Source organism: Cellulomonas sp. URHE0023 (assembly GCF_000688475.1).
Lineage (GTDB): Bacteria > Actinomycetota > Actinomycetes > Actinomycetales > Cellulomonadaceae > Cellulomonas.
Window position 1 is genome coordinate 278,513 of record NZ_JIAN01000009.1, and the last position, 19,443, is coordinate 297,955.

The 19,443-nt window shown below is 70.4% G+C and carries 18 protein-coding genes; 4 read left to right on the forward strand and 14 right to left on the reverse strand.

Annotated elements, in window-relative coordinates; genetic code table 11:
• Positions 1 to 10: 10 nt before the first annotated feature.
• From ilvD to N553_RS0118125, 5 genes are read right to left on the reverse strand one after another with little or no spacing between them, the layout of a single operon-like run.
• Positions 11 to 1,741 (reverse strand): dihydroxy-acid dehydratase, encoded by a 1,731-nt coding sequence (ilvD, locus tag N553_RS0118105; protein WP_028047706.1) that lies wholly within the window; start codon positions 1,739 to 1,741, stop codon positions 11 to 13.
• Positions 1,742 to 1,784: 43 nt separating this feature from the next.
• Complete coding sequence (locus N553_RS0118110) at positions 1,785 to 4,094, reverse strand: glycoside hydrolase family 3 N-terminal domain-containing protein (RefSeq protein WP_156043901.1); 2,310 nt, start codon at positions 4,092 to 4,094, stop codon at positions 1,785 to 1,787.
• On the reverse strand, positions 4,091 to 4,978 hold the full coding sequence (locus N553_RS0118115) for a carbohydrate ABC transporter permease (protein ID WP_028047708.1): 888 nt from the start codon (positions 4,976 to 4,978) through the stop codon (positions 4,091 to 4,093). The genes N553_RS0118110 and N553_RS0118115 overlap by 4 nt, the downstream gene beginning before the upstream one ends.
• Positions 4,975 to 6,018 carry a carbohydrate ABC transporter permease gene (locus tag N553_RS0118120; RefSeq protein ID WP_028047709.1) on the reverse strand — a complete coding sequence of 348 codons (1,044 nt, stop codon included), beginning with the start codon at positions 6,016 to 6,018 and terminating at the stop codon, positions 4,975 to 4,977. The genes N553_RS0118115 and N553_RS0118120 overlap by 4 nt, the downstream gene beginning before the upstream one ends.
• Positions 6,019 to 6,023: 5 nt before the next feature.
• Complete coding sequence (locus N553_RS0118125; protein ID WP_028047710.1) at positions 6,024 to 7,331, reverse strand: extracellular solute-binding protein; 1,308 nt, start codon at positions 7,329 to 7,331, stop codon at positions 6,024 to 6,026.
• A 98-nt stretch (positions 7,332 to 7,429) separates the two neighbouring features.
• Here N553_RS0118125 and N553_RS0118130 point away from each other — a divergent pair, with 98 nt between their 5' ends.
• Positions 7,430 to 8,455, forward strand: a complete 1,026-nt coding sequence (locus N553_RS0118130; RefSeq protein ID WP_034623294.1) for a LacI family DNA-binding transcriptional regulator — start codon at positions 7,430 to 7,432, stop codon at positions 8,453 to 8,455.
• Positions 8,452 to 9,057: a polysaccharide deacetylase family protein gene (locus tag N553_RS0118135; RefSeq protein ID WP_028047712.1), complete on the forward strand. Its 606-nt coding sequence runs from the start codon at positions 8,452 to 8,454 to the stop codon at positions 9,055 to 9,057. The genes N553_RS0118130 and N553_RS0118135 overlap by 4 nt, the downstream gene beginning before the upstream one ends.
• Positions 9,058 to 9,115: 58 nt before the next feature.
• Here the strand turns inward: N553_RS0118135 and N553_RS0118140 are convergent, their stop codons facing one another.
• Positions 9,116 to 9,781, reverse strand: a complete 666-nt coding sequence (locus N553_RS0118140; RefSeq protein WP_028047713.1) for a 4a-hydroxytetrahydrobiopterin dehydratase — start codon at positions 9,779 to 9,781, stop codon at positions 9,116 to 9,118.
• Positions 9,782 to 9,818: 37 nt separating this feature from the next.
• Complete coding sequence (locus N553_RS23540; RefSeq protein ID WP_034623295.1) at positions 9,819 to 11,339, reverse strand: peptide MFS transporter; 1,521 nt, start codon at positions 11,337 to 11,339, stop codon at positions 9,819 to 9,821.
• Between the two features lie 85 nt (positions 11,340 to 11,424).
• Here N553_RS23540 and N553_RS0118150 point away from each other — a divergent pair, with 85 nt between their 5' ends.
• Positions 11,425 to 12,750 carry a deoxyribodipyrimidine photo-lyase gene (locus N553_RS0118150; RefSeq protein WP_028047714.1) on the forward strand — a complete coding sequence of 442 codons (1,326 nt, stop codon included), beginning with the start codon at positions 11,425 to 11,427 and terminating at the stop codon, positions 12,748 to 12,750.
• Positions 12,751 to 12,780: 30 nt separating this feature from the next.
• Here the strand turns inward: N553_RS0118150 and N553_RS0118155 are convergent, their stop codons facing one another.
• From N553_RS0118155 to N553_RS0118185, 7 genes are all read right to left on the reverse strand, one after another.
• Positions 12,781 to 13,131 carry a hypothetical protein gene (locus tag N553_RS0118155; protein ID WP_028047715.1) on the reverse strand — a complete coding sequence of 117 codons (351 nt, stop codon included), beginning with the start codon at positions 13,129 to 13,131 and terminating at the stop codon, positions 12,781 to 12,783.
• A gap of 28 nt (positions 13,132 to 13,159) precedes the next feature.
• Complete coding sequence (locus N553_RS0118160; protein WP_028047716.1) at positions 13,160 to 13,705, reverse strand: GNAT family N-acetyltransferase; 546 nt, start codon at positions 13,703 to 13,705, stop codon at positions 13,160 to 13,162.
• A 52-nt stretch (positions 13,706 to 13,757) separates the two neighbouring features.
• Entirely contained in the window at positions 13,758 to 15,254 is a 1,497-nt protein-coding gene (gatB, locus tag N553_RS0118165) for an Asp-tRNA(Asn)/Glu-tRNA(Gln) amidotransferase subunit GatB (RefSeq protein WP_028047717.1), read from the reverse strand.
• On the reverse strand, positions 15,251 to 16,762 hold the full coding sequence (gatA, locus tag N553_RS0118170) for an Asp-tRNA(Asn)/Glu-tRNA(Gln) amidotransferase subunit GatA (RefSeq protein ID WP_028047718.1): 1,512 nt from the start codon (positions 16,760 to 16,762) through the stop codon (positions 15,251 to 15,253). Before gatA ends, gatB begins: the two co-directional genes overlap by 4 nt.
• The gene (gene gatC, locus N553_RS0118175; RefSeq protein WP_028047719.1) at positions 16,759 to 17,058 is read right to left on the reverse strand and encodes an Asp-tRNA(Asn)/Glu-tRNA(Gln) amidotransferase subunit GatC; all 300 of its coding nucleotides are present in this window, start codon (positions 17,056 to 17,058) and stop codon (positions 16,759 to 16,761) included. The genes gatA and gatC overlap by 4 nt, the downstream gene beginning before the upstream one ends.
• A 40-nt stretch (positions 17,059 to 17,098) precedes the next feature.
• Positions 17,099 to 17,614: a VOC family protein gene (locus N553_RS23545; RefSeq protein WP_051640347.1), complete on the reverse strand. Its 516-nt coding sequence runs from the start codon at positions 17,612 to 17,614 to the stop codon at positions 17,099 to 17,101.
• Positions 17,615 to 17,729: 115 nt separating this feature from the next.
• Positions 17,730 to 18,140, reverse strand: a complete 411-nt coding sequence (locus tag N553_RS0118185) for a hypothetical protein (protein ID WP_028047720.1) — start codon at positions 18,138 to 18,140, stop codon at positions 17,730 to 17,732.
• Positions 18,141 to 18,392: 252 nt separating this feature from the next.
• Here N553_RS0118185 and N553_RS0118190 point away from each other — a divergent pair, with 252 nt between their 5' ends.
• On the forward strand, positions 18,393 to 19,364 hold the full coding sequence (locus N553_RS0118190; protein ID WP_028047721.1) for a glycoside hydrolase family 16 protein: 972 nt from the start codon (positions 18,393 to 18,395) through the stop codon (positions 19,362 to 19,364).
• Positions 19,365 to 19,443 lie beyond the last annotated feature (79 nt).

Consider the following 19,443-nt stretch of genomic DNA (forward strand, 5'->3'; position numbering starts at 1 on the left):
ATCGGGGCGCTCAGATCAGCACCGCGCCCTTGGACGCCGACTGCACGAGCTTGGCGTACTTGGCCAGGACGCCGCGCGTGTACTTGGCGGGCAGGGGCGCCCACCCCACCTTGCGGGCCTCGAGCTCCTCGTCCGAGATCAGCACCTCGAGCGACTCGCTGGCCATGTCCAGACGGATCCGGTCGCCGTCCTTGACGAACGCGATCGGGCCGCCGTCGACCGCCTCCGGGGCCACGTGGCCGACGCACAGGCCGGTGGTGCCACCCGAGAAGCGACCGTCGGTGAGCAGGAGGACGTCCTTGCCGAGGCCCGCGCCCTTGATGGCGCCGGTGATGGCGAGCATCTCGCGCATGCCGGGGCCACCCTTGGGGCCCTCGTAGCGGATGACCACGACGTCCCCCGCGACGATCGTGCCGTCCTCCAGGGCGTCCAGTGCGGCACGCTCCCGCTCGAAGACGCGGGCCGTGCCCTCGAACACGTCGGAGTCGAAGCCGGCGGACTTCACCACCGCACCCTCGGGGGCCAGCGACCCGTGCAGGATCGTGATGCCGCCGGTCTTGTGGATCGGGTTGCTCAGCGCGCGCAGGATCTTGCCGTCCGGGTCCGGCGGGTTCACGTCGGCCAGGTTCTCCGCGACGGTCTTGCCGGTCACGGTCAGGCAGTCACCGTGCAGCAGGCCCGCGTCGAGCAGCGCCTTCATCACGACGGGGACGCCGCCGATGCGGTCGATGTCGTTCATCACGTAGCGGCCGAACGGCTTGAGGTCGCCCAGGTGCGGCACCTTGGCTGCGACGCGCGAGAAGTCGGCCAGCGTGAGGTCGACCTCCGCCTCGTGCGCGATGGCGAGCAGGTGCAGGACCGCGTTGGTCGAGCCGCCGAACGCCATGACCACGGCGATCGCGTTCTCGAACGCCTCCTTGGTCATGATCTGACGGGCCGTGATCCCCCGGCGAAGCAGCTCGACGACGGCCTCGCCGGACTTGTGCGCGAAGGCGTCGCGACGACGGTCGGCGCTGGGCGGTGCTGCCGAGCCGGGCAGCGACATGCCCATGGCCTCCGCCACCGACGCCATGGTGTTCGCGGTGTACATGCCACCGCAGGCACCCTCACCGGGACAGATCGCGCGCTCGATGCGATCCACGTCCTCGCGGCTCATCAGTCCCGCCGCGCAGGCGCCGACGGCCTCGAACGCGTCGATGATCGTGACGTCCTTCTCGGTCCCGTCCGACAGCTTGACCCAGCCGGGCGCGATCGACCCCGCGTAGAGGAAGACGCTGGCCAGGTCCAGGCGAGCCGCGGCCATGAGCATGCCCGGCAGGGACTTGTCGCAGCCGGCGAGCAGCACCGAGCCGTCGAGGCGCTCGGCCTGCATGACGGTCTCGACCGAGTCGGCGATGATGTCGCGGCTCACCAGGGAGAAGTGCATGCCCTCGTGGCCCATCGAGATGCCGTCCGAGACCGAGATCGTGCCGAACTCCAGCGGGTAGCCCCCGCCCGCGTGCACGCCGCTCTTGACGGCCTGCGCGAGCCGCTGCAGCGACAGGTTGCAGGGGGTGATCTCGTTCCACGAGCTCGCGACGCCGATCTGCGGCTTGGCGAAGTCGTCGTCACCGAGCCCGACCGCGCGCAGCATGCCGCGCGCGGCCGTCGCCTCCAGACCGTCCGTGACGGTGCGAGAGCGGGGCTTGATGTCGACGCCGGGAGTGCTGGACGTGGGGGCCGGGTCGGACGTCAGGGTCATGCTCGCGAGTGTAGGACTGCCGTTCGGGAACACCGCGCGAGGGTCACCCTGCGGACTCGACGGTCACGGTGGTCCACCGGTCGGCGTCGATCCCGACCGGGTGCACCGGCCCGGTCAGCGTCACCCGGGTCCGCGTCTCGTAGGCGTCGCAGGAGGGACCGACCCACAGGTCCACCTCGCCCGGCTCGACGATCCGGGTCATGTCGCGCCCCGAGAACGCGAGCCGCGTCGTCGGGACCTCGAACGACACCACGACCGACTCCCCTGGCTCGAGGCTCACCCGGCGGTAGCCGACCAGCTGCGCGACGGGACGCGTCACGGAGCCGACCAGGTCGCGTGCGTACAGCTGCACCACGTCGTCGCCGGCCAGGTCTCCGGTGTTGGTGACCCGGACGCGCGCACCGATCCGCCCGTCCGTGGGGACGCGCTCGTCCGCGGCGAGGTGCTCGTGGGCGAACGTCGTGTACGACAGGCCGTGCCCGAACGGCAGCGCCGGCGTGCTCCGCAGGTTCGTCACGTCGCCGTCGCCGCCCAGCGCGGGATGCAGGTAGCTGAACGGCTGCGCACCGGCCGACCGCGGGAGGCTCACCGGCAGGTGACCCGACGGGTTGACCCGGCCCGACAGCACGCCGGCGACCGCCGGGCCGCCCTCCTCGCCAGGGAAGAACGTCTGGACCACGGCGGCGCACCGCTCGAGCGCCCAGTCCACCGCGTACGGCCGGCCCGTGAGCAGGACGAGCACCACCGGGGTCCCCGTGGCGAGCACGGCCTCGACGAGCTCGCGCTGCACGCCGGGGAGCTCGAGGTCGTCGCGGTCGCACCCCTCGCCGACCGTGCCCCGGCCGAACAGGGCCGCGTGGTCGCCGACCACCAGGACGGCGACGTCGGCTGCGGCCGCGACCCGGACCGCCTCGTCGAACCCGCTGCGGTCGTCGTCGTCGACCGCGCACCCGGGGGCCCACTGCACGGACGCCGCCGGCAGCTCGGCCGTGAGCGCCTCGCGGACGGTGAGGATCTTGATGCCCGCCTCGACGCCCGGGTGGTGCGCGATCACGTGGTTGAGGAACGAGTAGCAGCCGAAGAGCGCTTCGGCCCGGTCCGCGTTCGGACCGATCACGGCCACCTGGCCGCCACCACGCAGCGGAAGCGTGCCGTCGTTGGACAGCAGGATGACGGACTCCTGCGCCAGACGTCCCGCGATCCGGCGGTGCTCGGGGGTGTCGAGGTCGACGGCCGTCGGCGGCGCGTCGTCGAACGTCGCGTCGAGCAGGCCGAGCTCCTCCTTCTGCCGGAGCGCGCGCAGCACGGCACGGTCGACGAGTGCCTCGTCCACCCGACCGGACCTGACGGCGGCCGCGAGCGGCTCCAGGTAGGCGTCGCCGGTGGGGAGCTCGATGTCGACCCCGGCGGCGAGCGCCTGACCTGCGGCGTCGCCCGCATCGGCGGCGGTCCCGTGCAGCAGGTGCAGGAACGCGACGCCGAAGTAGTCCGCGACGACCGTCCCCTCGAAGCCCCACCGATCGCGCAGCAGGTCCGTCAGGATCGTGGGGTCGGCCGCGACCGGGACGCCGTCGATCTCGATGTACGAGCTCATGACCGAGCGCGCGCCGCCGTCCAGGACCGCCATCTCGAACGGTGGCAGCAGGACGTCGGCGACCTCGCGCGGGCCGGCGTGGACGGGCGCGAAGTTGCGACCCGACTGCGAGCCCGAGTAGCCGACGAAGTGCTTGAGGGTCGCGTGCACCCCCGCGGACTGCAGCCCGCGGACGTAGCAGGTGCCCAGCGTCCCGACGACGTAGGGGTCCTCGGAGATGCACTCGTCGACGCGGCCCCAGCGCGGGTCCCGGATCACGTCGAGGACGGGCGCGAGACCCTGGTGGATGCCCAGCGTCCGCATGGACTCCCCGATCGACGCTCCCATCCGCGTGACGAGGTCGGGGTCGAACGACGCACCCCAGGCCAGAGGCGTGGGGAAGGTCGCGGCACGCCACGCCGAGAGGCCTGTGAGGCACTCCTCGTGCACGAGCGCCGGGATGCCGAGGCGGGTGTCACGCACCAGCGAGCGCTGCTGCGCCCAGAGCCACTGCGCCCGCTCGACGGCGTCCACCGGCCGCGTGCCGTACACCCGGGTGAGGTGACCGAGCCCGTGCCGTACCGCGTCCGCGAGCCCGTGCTCGGCAGTGAACTCGCCCTGCAGCGGAGCCACGGCCTCGCCGTCCTCCTTCTCCCAGAAGCCGACGATCTGCGCGAGCTTCTCCTCGAGAGTCATCTGGCTGAGCAGGTCCTGGGCGCGGCCCGCTCGCGCAGGCACCGTCAGCAGCTCCGTCACGTGTGCTCCTTCGAAGGTCGTCATCCCTTGACCGCCCCTTGGAGGCCGTTCACGATGCGCTTCTGCATCGCCAGGAAGAAGACGAGGGCCGGGATCATGGCCAGGGTGGTGAACGCGAACACGCCAGCGGTGTCGGAGGCGTGCTCGGAGGAGAAGTCGGCGACGCCGAGCGGCAGGGTCTTCATGTCGCCCTGCAGGAGAAGCAGGGGCAGCAGGTAGGCGTTCCACGAGCCGACGAAGGCCAGCACGCCGACGGTGACCATGCCCGGACCGGACAGCGGCACGAGGATCCGCCAGAAGAACCCGATCCGGGACGCGCCGTCGAGCAGCGCGGCCTCCTCGAGCTCGTCGGGAAGCGCCTGGAGGAACGGGCGCAGGATCACGACGGTCATCGGCAGAGCGAACGCCGCCTGCGGGAGCGCGACGCCCCACCACGTGTTGCCCAGGTGCAGGCTGCCGGTGACCAGGATGAAGAGCGGGATGATCGCGACCGTGACAGGGAACAGCAGGCCGAGCACGAACACGAGGAACAGCTGCTCGCGGCCGCGGAACTGATAGCGGGCCAGCGGGTAGGCGGCCATGATCCCGAACACCACGACGATGGCCGTGGTGGTGACCGCGATGACCGTCGAGTTGAGTGCGTACTGCCAGAAGGTCCCGCTCGTGAGCACCTTGGCGTAGTTGGTCAGCACCCACGGGTCCGGGAGCCCGGCAGGGTTCTCGGCCAGCTGCGCGTTGGTGCGGAAGCCACCCAGGACGCCGTAGAGCACGGGTCCGACCGTCACGGCCACCACGACGAGCGCCAGTCCGTAGACGATCGGGTTGCCGCCGCCGAACGCGCGCCTGCGCGTCCTGTGCGTGCCGGACTGGCCGGGCGTCGCCGGCTCGGTGAGAACTGCCGCGGTCATCGGGTCACCTTCTTGGCCTTGTGAGTCCTCGAGGGCTGGAGGTCCCGCCGCAGGACGAAGCGCTGGTACGTGAGTGCGAGCACCAGGGCGACGACGAAGAGGATCACGGAGGCCGCCGACGCGATCCCGAAGTTGTGTCGCTTGGTGCCCTCGGTGACCAGGAAGGTCGCCATGGTCGTGGTGGCGTTGGCAGGGCCGCCGCCCGTGAGGATCCAGACCATGTCGAACAGCTGCAGAGAGCCGATCATGGACAGGAAGGCCCAGGTGCGGATCGTGGGGCCGAGCAGGGGGATCGCGATGCGTCGCTGCGTCTCCCACCAGCCGGCGCCGTCGATCTGCGCGGCCTCGTAGAGCTCGTCGGGCACACTCTGCAGGCCGGCCAGGAACAGCAGGACGGCGAGCCCGAGGTACTTCCAGGTGAGCACCACGATGACGGTCATGAGGGCGTACTTCGGGGTGCCGAGGAAGCCCTGCTCCGGCCCGTGCAGGCCGACCGCGCCGAGGAGGGTGTCGATCACGCCGTACTGCGGCTGCAGGAGCTGGAACCACACGACTCCGGCGATGACCTCGGCCAGCACGTACGGGACGAAGATGATCGTGCGCAGCGTGCCCTGGCCGCGCATCCGGCGGTTGAGCAGCAGGGCGATCGCGAGCCCCAGCGGGAGCTGGAGCACGATCGACATCACGACGACGATCAGGTTGTGCTCGAGCGCCCCGATGAAGACGTCGTTCTGCAGGACGCTGACGTAGTTCTTCAGGCCGACGAAGTCGACCAGCGGGCCGAAGCCCTTCCAGCGGTAGAACGAGAACTGGACCGCCTTGATGATCGGCCACACGACGAAGAGCGTGAACAGGATCAGGGCCGGCGCCGTGAAGAACAGGATCTCCAGGCGTTTGCGCCACTGCGACCCGGTCCGGCGCCGGCCACCGGGGCCCCCGCCCGCCGGCCGCACCGAGGTGCGACCGGCGGACGGGACCGAGGGGGTGGACGACGCAGAAGGGGCGTCCCTGTCCGCTACTTCTGCTGTCCGATCGGGCATGTCGGTCACTTCTCGGCGTCAGCCGCGTCTTGAGTGGCGTCGACGATGTCCTGCGGGCTCGCCTGTCCTGCGAACAGGAGGGCGATCTCGTCGTTCATGGCGCCTCCGACCGACTGGCCGAACGCCGTGTCGAAGTACAGCTGGACGTACGGCGCCGCGTCGCGGACCTTCAGGAGCTCGGCCAGCGCAGGGTCGGCGACGTACTGCGACGCCGAGGCGTTGGTCGGCAGACCCATGCTGTTCTCGGCGAAGCCCTTCTGGACCTCGTCGGAGAGCAGGTAGTTCACGAAGTCCACCGCTGCGTCGGGCGCGTCCTCGGAGACCGCCCAGGCGTCGCCGCCACCGAGGGCGGCCGTCGGCGCACCCTTGCCGCCGTCGACCGGCGGGAACGGGAACCAGCCGGTGTCCTCTCCGAGACCCTTCTTGTCCTCGGTGAGTCCCTGCATGACGCCGGGCTCCCAGTGTCCCTGCATCTCCATGGCGACCTTGCGGGTGGCCAGCAGTCCGGAGGCGCTGGTCGGGCCCTCCTGGGCGGGCGTCGCCAGGAACCCTGCGTTGAAGGGCTCCGTCTTGATGAGCGCCTCGAGGTCCTCGCCGGCCTTCACGAAGCACGGGTCGGAGAAGTCGAGCGACTTGACCGCGTCCGCCAGGACGTCCTGGGAGCACTCCCGCATGGCGAAGTAGTACCAGTAGTGCGCTGCGGGCCACTTGTCTCCCGCACCGACCGACACCGGCTCGATGCCCGCGGCCTTGAGCTTCTCGACGTCGGCGTTGAAGTCGTCCCAGGTGGCGGGCGGCTCGGTGATCCCGGCCTGCGCAAAGAGCGCCTTGTTGTACCAGAAGCCGACGACACCGAGCGAGAACGGAAGACCGTAGGTCTTGCCGTCCACCTGCCAACCGGCGACCGAACCGCCGAGCTTGTCGATCGTCTCCTTCGAGGACTCCGACAGGTCCTTGGTCAGACCGGCCTCCACGTGGTCGGCGAGCTCGCCGCCACCGCGCTCCATGTAGATGTCTGGCGCGTCGCCGCCCTGGAACGCGGCGTCGAGCTTCGTGACCATGTCCTCGTGCTGCATGGCGCTGATCTCGATCTTCACGCCCGGGTTGTCGGCCTCGAAGTCCTTGGCCACCTGCTCGTAGTAGTCCTTGCCGGGCGCGGTGTTCGAGTTGTGCCACCACGTGACGGTCACGGCGTCGCCGGATGCTCCGTCGCTCGAGTCGTCACTTCCTCCGCTGCCTGAGCTACAGGCGCTGGCCAACAGGGCTATCGAGGCACCCACGGCAAGGGTGCGCAGGACTGCTGTCCTCTTCATCGTCGAATCTCCTCGTCGTCACTGACAGGGCTGGACGGCGCAAGGTTGGCATTAGTTCACGCGGTGTGTCAATCGTTATCGATAACGTTATCGAAACGATGCCATATGATCCCCACGTGGACTCGATACCCCGCGTGAAGATGGAAGACGTGGCCCGTACCGCGGGCGTATCGGTGGCCACCGTGTCCAAGGTGGTCAACGGCCGGTACGGCGTCGCGCAGAGCACCCTGACCAAGGTCCAGGAGGTCATCGACCAGCTCGGCTACGAGGCGAGCCTCGGCGCGCGGTCCCTGCGCAGCCACAGGACGAACGTGATCGGCATCCTCGTCGCCGAGTTCGAGCCGTTCAGCACCGAGCTGCTCAAAGGGGCGTCCTCGGCGGTCGGTCCCACGGGCTACGAGCTGCTCGCGTACTCCGGCGGCGGCGCGCCCGGGGCCGACGTCGGCTGGGAGCGGCGCTACCTGTCGAGGCTCTCCGGCACGCTCATCGACGGCGCGATCATCGTCACGCCGACCGTGGTCGAGGCCAACCCCGGTATCCCCGTCGTCGCGGTCGACCCGCACACAGGTCCGACCGGGATGCCGACCGTAGACTCGGACAACCTCGGCGGTGCGGTGCTGGCCACCGAGCACCTGCTCAATCTGGGGCACCGCCGCATCGCCTTCCTCGGCGGCCGCCCGGACCTCGAGTCCGCCCGCCTGCGCGAGGCCGGCTTCCGGCAGGCCATGGCTGCGGCGGGCGTACCGGTCGACGAGTCCCTCGTGCGTGTCGGTGGCTACCGCCGCGAGACTGCCGACGAACCCGCGCGGGTCCTGCTCGACCGGCCGGACCCACCCACCGCGCTCTTCGCCGCGAACGACCTCTCCGCGATCCAGGTGCTGGCCGTGGCACGCGAGCGTGGGCTGTCCGTCCCGGCCGACCTGTCCGTGATCGGGTTCGACAACGTACCCGAGTCGGTGCTGGCCTCCCCCGCCCTCACCACGATCAACCAGCCCCTGCAGCGGATGGGCGCCGAGGCGCTGCGCCTGCTGGTCGACCTGATCGGCGGCCGCGAGCGCGCGCCGCACGTGAGGCTGCCCACCGAGCTCGTGGTCCGCGCGTCGTGCGCGCCACCGAGATCGTGACTGACGCGCCCCATGTCACTCGGGCCGCCGGCACGGGGCTGGTCGCGGCGCTGACCTTCGACGACGGCCCGAACGGTGCGACCACCGAGGCTCTGCTGGACTTCCTGTCCGCGCACCAGATCCCTGCCGTGTTCTGCGTGATCGGTCAGAACGTCACCGCGCCGGGTGGCGCGGCGGTGCTCCGGCGGATCGTGCGCGAAGGGCACCTGATCGGGAACCACACGACGCGCCACGAGGACCTCGGCGACTGGCCAGCCGACCGGGTCCGGGAGGACCTCGTGGAGAACCTGCGGATCATCCGGTCAGCGGCGCCCGACGCGCAGGTCCCGTACTTCCGTGCGCCGAACGGCAGCTGGGGAGTCTCCGCGGAGGTCGCCGTCACGTTGGGCATGCAGCCCCTCGGAGTGCTGAACACGATCGACGACTGGTCCACGCAGGACGTCCCGACGCTCACGCAGAACCTGCGGGCGGCGATCCGACCTGGCGAGCTCGTGCTCACGCATGACGGCGGTGGCGACCATCGCAACGGCACGCTCGCCGCCGTGACAGCCGTCGTCGAGGAGCGTCTCGCGCAGGGCTGGACGTTCACGCTCCCCGCGTAGTGCGACCGCCTCCTGCGCTCGCCCGGGCAACCTGCACCGCGACGCTCCCTCGGGTTGCTCAGCTGGACGAGCGCCCCTCCCACGTGCAGACGCACGCCTCGTTGCCCTCCGTGTCCGCGAGCACCCAGAAGCGTGGCGCTGCGTCGTCGCTGACCAGGTGCCCACCGGCCGCTATCGCGGCCGCGACGCGGGACTCGGCCTCGTCGTGCGGAACGATCACGTCGAGGTGGATCCGGTTGCGCTGCGGGCGGGGTGCGTCCATCTGCTGGAACCAGAACGCCGGCCCGACGCCGGCAGGGTCGGCGATCGCATTGTCATCGTCGCCGCCGTCGTCGACATAGGCCAGGACCGCCTTCCAGAACGGCCGGACCGCGGGGATGTCGATCGCGTCGATCGCGATCTCAAGGGTCTCGGACTTCGGCGGCTTGCCGGCCAGCCCGAGCTCGTCGGCCAGGGCGCTGATCGTGGCCGCCAGGTCGACATCCCGCTGGGTCAGCCCTCCCGCGTCATGGCTGACCGTGGTGACCGCCACCTCGCCCCAGCGCAGCAGAACGTCCGGGTGATGGTTCGCCGCGTCGGCGGCCTGAGCGACGCGCGAGACGAACGCGGCAGCGGCTGCGAAGTCGTCGGCACCGAACGTCGCCCGCAACCGCCCAGCGATGACGCGCCAGTGACGAGCGTCGACCCGGTCGGTCACCACGGACCACTTCAGAACCTCAGTCATGGAGAACACCCTTCCACCGGCCACCGACATCGGTGGCTCAGCGCTGGAGCGCGGCCTCGCCCGCAGTCTCTGCGCCAGCCTTGATGTGCCGGGTCACCCACGGCGCAAGTGCGAACATCCCGCCGGCGAAGGCCAGAGCAACAAGGCCGATCGCGCCGAAGTAGACAGTGTCACTCGTGCCCTCGGTGGCCTGGATCAGCTGCGCGGTGATCGCGCTGCCCGCCGCGGACGCCAGGAACCAGAGCGCCATCGCCTGCCCGCGGAACGCTCGCGGCGCCAGCAAGGTGGTCGCGGCGAGGCCGACAGGCGACAGGCAGAGCTCACCGATCGTCTGGATCGCGTAGACCAGGACGAGCACCCACGACGGCGCCTTGGTTCCTTCGAACGCCGCCGACGCAACCGCCAGGAACACGAAGCTCAGAGCAGCGAACATGAGTCCGAGTGCGAACTTCACGGCCGTCGGCGGGCGGTCGTCGAGCTTCAGCCAGATCCAGGCGAACAACGGCGCCAGGAGGATGATCAAGGCCGGGTTGACCGACTGGAAGAACTCCGGCGGGATGGGGATGCCGAAGATGTGCAGGTCGGTCCGGTCCTTCGCGAACGACGACAGGGTGCTGGCTGCCTGCTCGAAGATCATCCAGAACAGCATCGCGGCGATGAACAGCGGGATGTAGGCACGGAGGCGGGACCGCTCGTGCGACGTCACCTTGGGTGACCGGAACATGACGATGAACGTCGCGATCGGGGCCGCGAAGGCGAGGTAGGACACGGAGTCGACGAGCGCCTCGGGCCCGAGACCACCTCGCACCCAGACCGCGATCAAGACCGCGAGGACGATGCCACCCAAGACCATCAGGAGAAGGCGGACGACCGCGGGACGGTCGGCTCGGGTGAGCCGGTTGGGGACGGCGTCCCCCGCGCCGCCGAGGTACTTGCGACCCGCGACGAAGAACACGAGGGCGAAGCCCATCCCGACCGCAGCGACCGCGAAGCCTGCGTGGTAGCCACCCCACTCGCGGGCGAGCCCGACGAGGAACGGGGCGGCGAGCGAGCCGATGTTGATGCCCATGTAGTAGATGGAGAAGCCGGAGTCACGCCGCGGGTCGTCACGGTCGTACAGCTCGCCCACCATGCTCGACACGTTCGGCTTGAGCAGGCCGGTGCCCAACGCGACCAGGCAGATGCCGGCGTACGACCACGCGGCGCTCGGCACGGTCAGGAAGATGTGCCCGGCGGCGATGACGATCCCGCCGTAGAGGACCGAGCGGCGCGAACCGATCATGCGGTCGGCGAGCCAGCCGCCGAGCACGGAGAGCAGGTAGACCGACGACCCGTAGATGGCGACGAGCGCCTCGCCCGTCGCCTCCCTGATCCCGAGGCCACCGTCGACGACCTCGTCCGTGAGGTAGAAGAGCAGGATGGCGCGCATCCCGTAGTAGCTGAACCGCTCCCACAGCTCGGTGTTGAAGAGCGTGAACAGCCCGTACGGATGCCCGAAGAACCCGCGGTCACGTGGAAGCGTGTCGCGCTTGGGTGCCGTGTTCTCGACCCCGGTCATGCCTTCATCGTGGACCGGACCGGTGCCGCGCACCAGTGGCGCATCCCGGGAAGCGCAGGCGTGCAGGCGCCGATAGCGTCGCCGGGTGCCGACGATCCACTGGTTCCGCCGTGACCTGCGCCTGGCGGACAACCCGTCGCTGCTGGCTGCGATCCAGGCCGCTCGCGCCGACGACGGCACTGTCGTGCCGTTGTTCGTCGTCGATCCTGGGCTGTGGGCCACGGCCGGCGCACCACGGCTGGCCTACCTCGTCCGGTCCCTGCGCGCACTCGACGACGCGCTGGACGGACGCCTCGTGCTCCGGCACGGGCCCGCGCGCGACGTGGTCCCGGAGGTCGCCGCCGAGGCCGGAGTCGACGCGGTGCACGTCACCGCGTCGACCGAGCCCTTCGGTCGCCGTCGTGACGAAGGCCTGACTCTGATCCGCACCGGCTCGCCGTACGCGGTAGGTCCAGGTCTGCTCAGGACCCAGGGCGGCACACCGTTCCAGGTCTTCACGCCGTTCCGCCGGGCATGGGTGGATCACGGCTGGGCTCCCCCGGCGCCGCGTCCGGCCGGAGCCTCGTGGGCGACGCTGCGCTCCGACGGCATTCCGGCCGAACCGCCGACCGACGTGCGGCTCCCACCCGCCGGTGAGGTTGCCGCGCTACGACGCTGGCACGAGTTCCTCCGCGACGGTCTGTCGACCTACCCGACCGACCGCGACCGACCCGATGTCGACGGCACCTCACGCATGTCCGTCCCGCTCAAGTTCGGCGAGCTGCACCCGCGGACGCTGCTCGCAGACCTGCCCCGGTCCGATGCTGCGTCGACGTTCCGCTCGGAGCTGGCCTGGCGGGAGTTCCACGCCGACGTCCTCTGGCACCATCCCGACGCCACCCGGGCGTCGCTGCGTGAGGTCGTGCCCGACGACTCCTGGGCGGCCGGCCGGGCGGAGCTCGTCGCGTTCGCCGCCTGGGCGGAGGGGCGCACGGGCTACCCGATCGTCGACGCCGGGATGCGGCAGCTGCGTGCGCAGGGCTGGATGCACAACCGGGTCCGCATGGTCGTTGCATCGTTCCTCGTCAAGGACCTGCACGTCCGCTGGCAGCGCGGCGCAGAGCACTTCATGTCCTGGCTGCTCGACGGCGACATCGCCCAGAACCAGCTGAACTGGCAGTGGGTGGCCGGGACCGGTCGGGACGCCGCACCATACTTCCGCATCTTCAACCCGGTGACGCAGGGGCGGAAGTTCGACCCGTCCGGTGACTACGTGCGCCGCTGGATACCGGAGCTGCGAGGCGTCCCCGGGCGTGAGGTGCACGAGCCGTGGAAGCTGCGCACACCGCCCGACGGCTACCCGGCCCCGATCGTCGACCACGCGATCGAACGCGCAGTCGCCCTCGACGACTTCCACCGCGGCCGCACCTGAGCGTGCCCGGCGTCGCGTGACGCCGCCCCGTCAACGCGGGTACATCGCCCCGACCGGCCGGGTGTCGAGCGTGATGGTGAGCGCCGAGCCAGGCGCCCAGAGCATCCGCCAGAACGCTGACCAGGGGAAGGAGACGACGAGCCGATGCGCACCGCCGGCCGACGTGTCGATCGTCAGGACGGGAGACCGAGCCCAGTCGAGCCGCGCGCGCACCTCATGCAGGCCCGGTCCCACAGGCACGACCAACGACTGGGTCGGCCGAAGGCCTCCTACGTACGCACCGTCGACCCTGATCCGGACGTCCCGCAGGACGGCGGCGGTGTCACCCCTGCGCCGTACGACGATCTCGGCGGTGACCGGCGGTGGCGTGTCGCGGCTCATTCGGCGCCCCTTCCACGACGGAGCCCTCTCAGCCCAGCTGGGCCGCGCGGTACTCGTCCTCCAGGATCGCCATGATGATCGCGTCGCACCAGCCGTCACCGTCGCGGTACGCGTCCCGCTTGCGGCCCTCGACGCGGAAGCCGATGTTCTCGTAGAGCGACTTGGCGCGCGCGTTGATGCTGAGGACGTCGAGCTCGACCCGGTGCAGGCCGAGCCCGTCGAACGCCAGGCCGAGCACGAGCTGGATGGCCTCCGTGCCGTAGCCGCGACCGCGGTAGTGCGGGTGCATGGCCATGCGGAGGTTGGCGGACCCGACCACCTCGTCGACCTCGTTCAGCACGATCTCACCGCGGAACGTGTCGTCGCCGTCCACCGTCACCGCGAAGTCATAGCGGCCTTGCGCGGTTGCGCGACTCGCGCACCACGCATCGACCTCCTTGCGTGTGAACGTCGCCGTCGTGCCCGTCAGGCGGGTGCCTTCCGGGTCCTCGAGCATCTCCCACATCGCGTCCGCGTCGCTCGGGCGGATCGGCCGGAGCACGATCATCTCGCCCTGCAGCGTGGGCTTGTCCATCGTCCGCTCCTCTCGCGTCCGCCGAGACTACGGCCGGTTTGTGGACGCGGTGTTACGACCCGATCCGCTCCAGCAGCAGCTCCCGGACGCGACCCGCGTCGGCCTGCCCACGCGTCGCCTTCATGACAGCACCGATGATCGCGCCCACGGGTCCGAGGTTCCCCGAGCGGATCTTCTCGGCGATGTCGGGCTGCGCGGCGAGCGCGGCGTCGATCGCGTCGAGGAGCGGGCCGTCGTCGGACACGACACCGAGGCCGCGGGCGGCCACGATCTCGGCCGGGTCTCCCTCGCCCGCGAGCACGCCCTCGAGCACCTGTCGGGCCAGCTTGTCGTTGATCGCGCCCTCGTCGACGAGCTTCTGCAGCTGGCCGATCTGCGTGGGCGTGACGGGGAGCGCCTCGAGCTCGACGTCCTGCTGCTTGGCCGTGCGCGCCAGCTCGCCCATCCACCACTTGCGTGCGGCGGCGGGGCTCGCGCCCGCGGCGATCGTCGTCTCGATCAGCTCGACCGCGCCGGCGTTGACCACGTCACGCATCTCGGCGTCGGCGTACTCCCACTCCGCCTGCAGCCGCCTCCTGCGCGCGGCCGGCATCTCGGGCAGGCCTGCACGGATCTCCTCGACCCAGGCGCGGTCCGGGGCGATCGGCACCAGGTCGGGCTCCGGGAAGTACCGGTAGTCCTCGGCGTCCGACTTCACGCGGCCGGACGCGGTGGTCCCGGTGTCCTCGTGCCAGTGACGCGTCTCCTGGATGATTGCGACGCCGTCGTCGAGCACGCCCGCCTGACGGCTGACCTCGTAGCGCACGGCCCGCTCGACCGACCGGAACGAGTTGACGTTCTTGGTCTCGGTGCGGGTGCCCAGTACCGACTCGGGCGTCGGACGGATCGAGACGTTGACGTCGGCACGGACGTTGCCGCGCTCCATCTTGGCCTCGGAGACGCCCAGGGCACGGAAGATGTCGCGCAGCGTCTGCACGTAGGCGCGGGCAACCTCGGGCGCACGCGCACCGGCGCCCTCGATCGGCTTGGTGACGATCTCCACCAGCGGGATGCCCGCACGGTTGTAGTCGACCAGCGAGTACTCGGCACCGTGGATGCGCCCGTCGGAACCGCCGATGTGGGTGTTCTTGCCGGCGTCCTCCTCCATGTGCGCGCGCTCGATCTCGACACGGAAGATGCTCCCGTCGTCCAGCTCGACGTCGACCCAGCCCTCGTACGCGATGGGCTCGTCGTACTGCGACGTCTGGAAGTTCTTGGGCACGTCCGGGTAGAAGTAGTTCTTCCGCGCGAACCGGCAGCTCTCGGCGATCGAGCAGTTGAGCGCCAGGCCGATGCGGATCGCGTACTCGACCGCGGTCGCGTTCACGGCCGGCAGAGCGCCCGGGAGCCCGAGGGAGACGGGTGTGACCTGGGTGTTCGGCTCGGCGCCGAACGTGACCTCCGCGCCGTCGAACATCTTGGTGCGCGTGCCGAGCTCGACGTGCACCTCGATCCCGATGACCGTGTCGTAGCGCGCGACGGCGTCGTCGTAGTCCACCAGCGTGCTCATCGCGCGATCTCCAACTCAGGTGCCTTCAGCAGCAGCGGACCTTCCCAGGACGTCTCGAGAAGCATCTCGAGGGCCGCGCCCACGCGGTACAGCCGGTCGTCCGCCTTCGCCGGCGCGAGGATCTGGAACCCGACCGGCAGGCCGTCGTCGGACAGGCCGGACGGCAGCGACATCCCCGGGATCCCGGCGAGGTTGGCGGGGATCGTCGCGACGTCGTTCAGGTACATGGCCAGCGGGTCGTCGAGCTTCTCCCCCAGCTTGAACGCCGTGGTCGGCGCGGTCGGGGAGACCAGGACGTCTGCCTGCTCGAACGCGGCGGTGAAGTCGCGCTGGATGAGCGTGCGGACCTTCTGCGCCGAGCCGTAGTAGGCGTCGTAGTAGCCCGCCGACAGCGCGTAGGTGCCCAGGATGATGCGGCGCTTCACCTCGTCGCCGAACCCCTGGCCACGCGTGGCTGCCATGACGCGCTCGGCGGTCGGGTTGTCCTCGGGGATGACCCGCAGGCCGAACCGCATACCGTCGAACTTGGCCAGGTTGCTGGACGCCTCGGCCGGAAGGATCAGGTAGTACGCCGCGAGCGCGTACGTGAAGTGCGGGCAGGAGACCTCGACGATCTCCGCGCCCGCGCTCTGCAGCACCTCGAGCGACTCGTGGAACCGCGCGAGCACGCCGGGCTGGTACCCCTCACCCTGCAGCTCGGTGATGACGCCGACGCGCACCCCGGACAGGTCCCCGGTCGCACCCCGACGGGCGGCGTCCACCAGGCCGGGGAGCGGCTCGTCGATCGAGGTGCTGTCGCGCGGGTCGTGGCCGCCGATCAGCTCGTGCAGCAGCGCCGAGTCCAGCACGGTGCGCGTCACGGGACCGGCCTGGTCCAGTGACGACGCCAGCGCGATGAGCCCGTAGCGCGACACCCCGCCGTAGGTGGGCTTCACGCCGACCGTGCCCGTGACGGCGGCCGGCTGACGGATCGAGCCGCCGGTGTCCGTGCCGATGGCCAGCGGCGCCTCGTAGGCTCCGACGGCCGCGGCCGAACCGCCGCCCGAACCGCCGGGGATCCTGTCGAGGTCCCACGGGTTGTGCGTGTTCCCGTACGCGGAGTGCTCCGTCGAGGAGCCCATGGCGAACTCGTCCATGTTCGTCTTGCCCAGGATCGGCAGACCCGCGGCCTTGATCTTCTCGACGAGCGTCGCGTCGTACGGCGGCACCCAGCCCTCGAGGATCCGCGACCCGGCCGTCGTAGGCAGACCCTTGGTCACGACGACGTCCTTGACCGCGATCGGGACGCCCGCCAGCGCGTGCAGCGACTCCCCTGCGGCCCGGCGCGAGTCCACGTCGGCGGCGACGGCCAGCGCCTCCTCGCCGCTCACGTGCAGGAACGCATGGACCGCATGCTCGACACCGGCGATGCGGTCGAGGTGTGCCTGCGTCGCCTCGACGCTGGACACCTCCTTCTTGGCCAGGGCGTCCGCGAGCGCCGCGGCTGAGATCCTCGTCAGGTCGCTCACGCGTCCTCCCCCAGGATCTGCGGGACCGCGAACTTGCCGTCGATCGACGCGGGCGCGGACGCCAGCACGAGGTCCCGGTCCACCGGGGCCTCGGGCACGTCGGCACGGAACACGTTGGTCAGCGGCAGGGGGTGGCTGGTGGCCGGCACGTCGGGCGTGGCGATCTCGCTCACGCGCGCGACCGACTCGACGATGACGTCGAGCTCGCCCGCAAGGCGGTCGAGCTCCGCCGACGTCAGGTCGATCCGTGCCAGGCCCGCCACGCGCGCGACCTCGTCGCGAGAGAGGGTGGACATGCCCGAAGTCTAGACGTGCCCGCTCACCCGCTCCCCACGTTCAGACGCGCGCGCCTGGGTGCTCCACACCCGCGCCGACCCGCGACACGCCGTCGGCGGCGGCACGCAGCGTGGCGACGTCGATCTTGCTCATCGTGAACATCGCGTTCAGGGCTCGGCCGGCACGTTCGGGGTCGGGGTCGGAGATGAGCGTCGGAAGGGCCTCAGGGATCACCTGCCACGACAGACCCCACCGGTCGACCAGCCACCCGCACTGCCCGGGCGTGCCGCCGTCCGCGAGGAGCGCGTCCCACACACGGTCGCACTCCTCCTGGTCCGGAACCATGATCTGCAGGGAGAACGCGTCGCTGTGCGGGTGCCCCGGTCCGCCGTTGAGCGCCTGGATCTCGAGCCCGTCGAGCACGAACGTCACGTTGAACGCGGTGCCCGCCGGCTGAGGCCCGCCCTCTGCGTAGCGGGCGACGTCGACGATCCGGGAGTTCGCGAAGATGGAGACGTAGCGCTCTGCGGCCTGCTCCGCCGCGTCGTCGAACCACAGGAACGGGGTGATGGACATCTCGGTACCTCCGGTGTGTGCGACGCGCGGCCGGGTGCCTGCGTCGTCCTTCACGAGGTGGTCGGAGCCGCCGCGACGATCTCGACATCCCTGTCGCAGGCGTTCTTCCCGAACGTCAGCCCGACGCTGCCGCGAGGACGAGCGCGAGCAGCGCCTGTGCGTAGGCGTCCGCCGCGTCGTCGGCGCTGAACACCTGCTCGGGCCGTCCGGCGACCTCGACGAGGACCTGGTAGCCGCCGAACGTGGAGCGGGCGAGGCTGCGGAACGTCCCGCCCAGGAGCTCGCGGAGCTGGTCCTCGCGCGGCAGCCACAGCGCGTCCTCCTGCCGCACCGAGTCGAGCGCCCACTCCGTGGTGCCGTTGAACCCCAGGATCGTGCCGGTCGGGTACTCGCGCGGCTCGACCACCATGTCCGCGATCGTGAACACCTGGTCGTCCAGCACGCGCACGGCGAACGCGTCACCCGGCCGGGGGTGCCACCGCAGCCCTGCATCGTGGAGCCGCTGGGCGAGCGCGACGCTGATCATCCGAGGGCCAGCACGGACGCACGCCGGCTCAAGACACGGACGTCGGGTACCGCGCGCACGCCAGTCATCTTCGTATCGTGCCCGAATCGTGCGACGTCGGCCGGTTGCCGGCCGATTCGGTCCTGCGGTTCGTCCAGGAAACCCGAATGCCGGGGTCATGGGCGTCGATAGACCGATGCGAATGCGCCTCCCGCCCGGACCAGCGCTGATCCGTCAGGACAGCGACCCTCCCGAACGAGAAGACCTGATCACATGACGCGACTGCGCCGGACGACGGTGTCCGCCATGATCCTCGGCACGACGATGTTCAGCATGAGCCTGCTCGGCGCGAGCGCCGCCACGGCGTCCGGGACGAGCACCTGCAGCGCTCTGTTCGACGACTTCAGCTACACCTCCCCGAGCGACAGTCGCTTCACGGGCAACGGCTGGCAGGCACGCACCAACGCGGGCGGTCCCGGCGTCGTGGGCGCCGGGTGGTCGTCGAGCAACATCACCTTCCCGACCGTCGACGGTTCCACGGTGGCGCGACTCACGGCCTCCACCAACGGGAATGCCGCCGGCACCTCGCAGGCTGAGCTCCTCACCGGTCAGCGCCGGTTCAAGGACGGCACCTACGCCAGCCGGATCAGGTTCACCGACAGCCCCACGTCGGGCAAGGACGGTGACCACGTCAACGAGACGTTCTTCGCCATCGGTCCGCAGCAGCGCTTCGACTACGACCCCGAGTACAGCGAGCTCGACTTCACGGAGTACCTGCCCAACGGCGGCTGGGGTGCCGCCGGTCCGATCGCGTACCAGACGAGCTACAACGGCTACCGCCTTGACCCCTGGGACCCGCACAACGCGCACTCGCAGCAGACGCGCAGCCTGAACGGCTGGCACACCGTGGTGACGCAGGTGTCCGACGGGCACGTCACGTACTCCATCGACGGTGTGCTGCTCGGTGACCACACGGTCGACGAGCAGACCGGCCAGTTCCCCGTCGCGCCGCGGGCCCCTATGTCGGTGAACTTCAACCTCTGGTTCATCGACACCGCGGGCCACAAGGGCGGCCGGAGCACGTACACCCAGGACGTCGACTGGTTCTACTACGCCAAGGACCAGGTCATCGCGCCGAGCGAGGTCACCGCGACCGCGACGGCCCTGCGCTCGGCCGGAACGACCCACCTGGACACGCTGGACTCGGGGTCGTGCGGCGCGTCCACCACCACCAGCACCCGCTGACGTCGCCACCGGGTGGGTGGCCCGGCTCGACACAGGGCGAGCGCCGTCCGCACCCGTGGCCCCTCAACCGCGGTGCAGA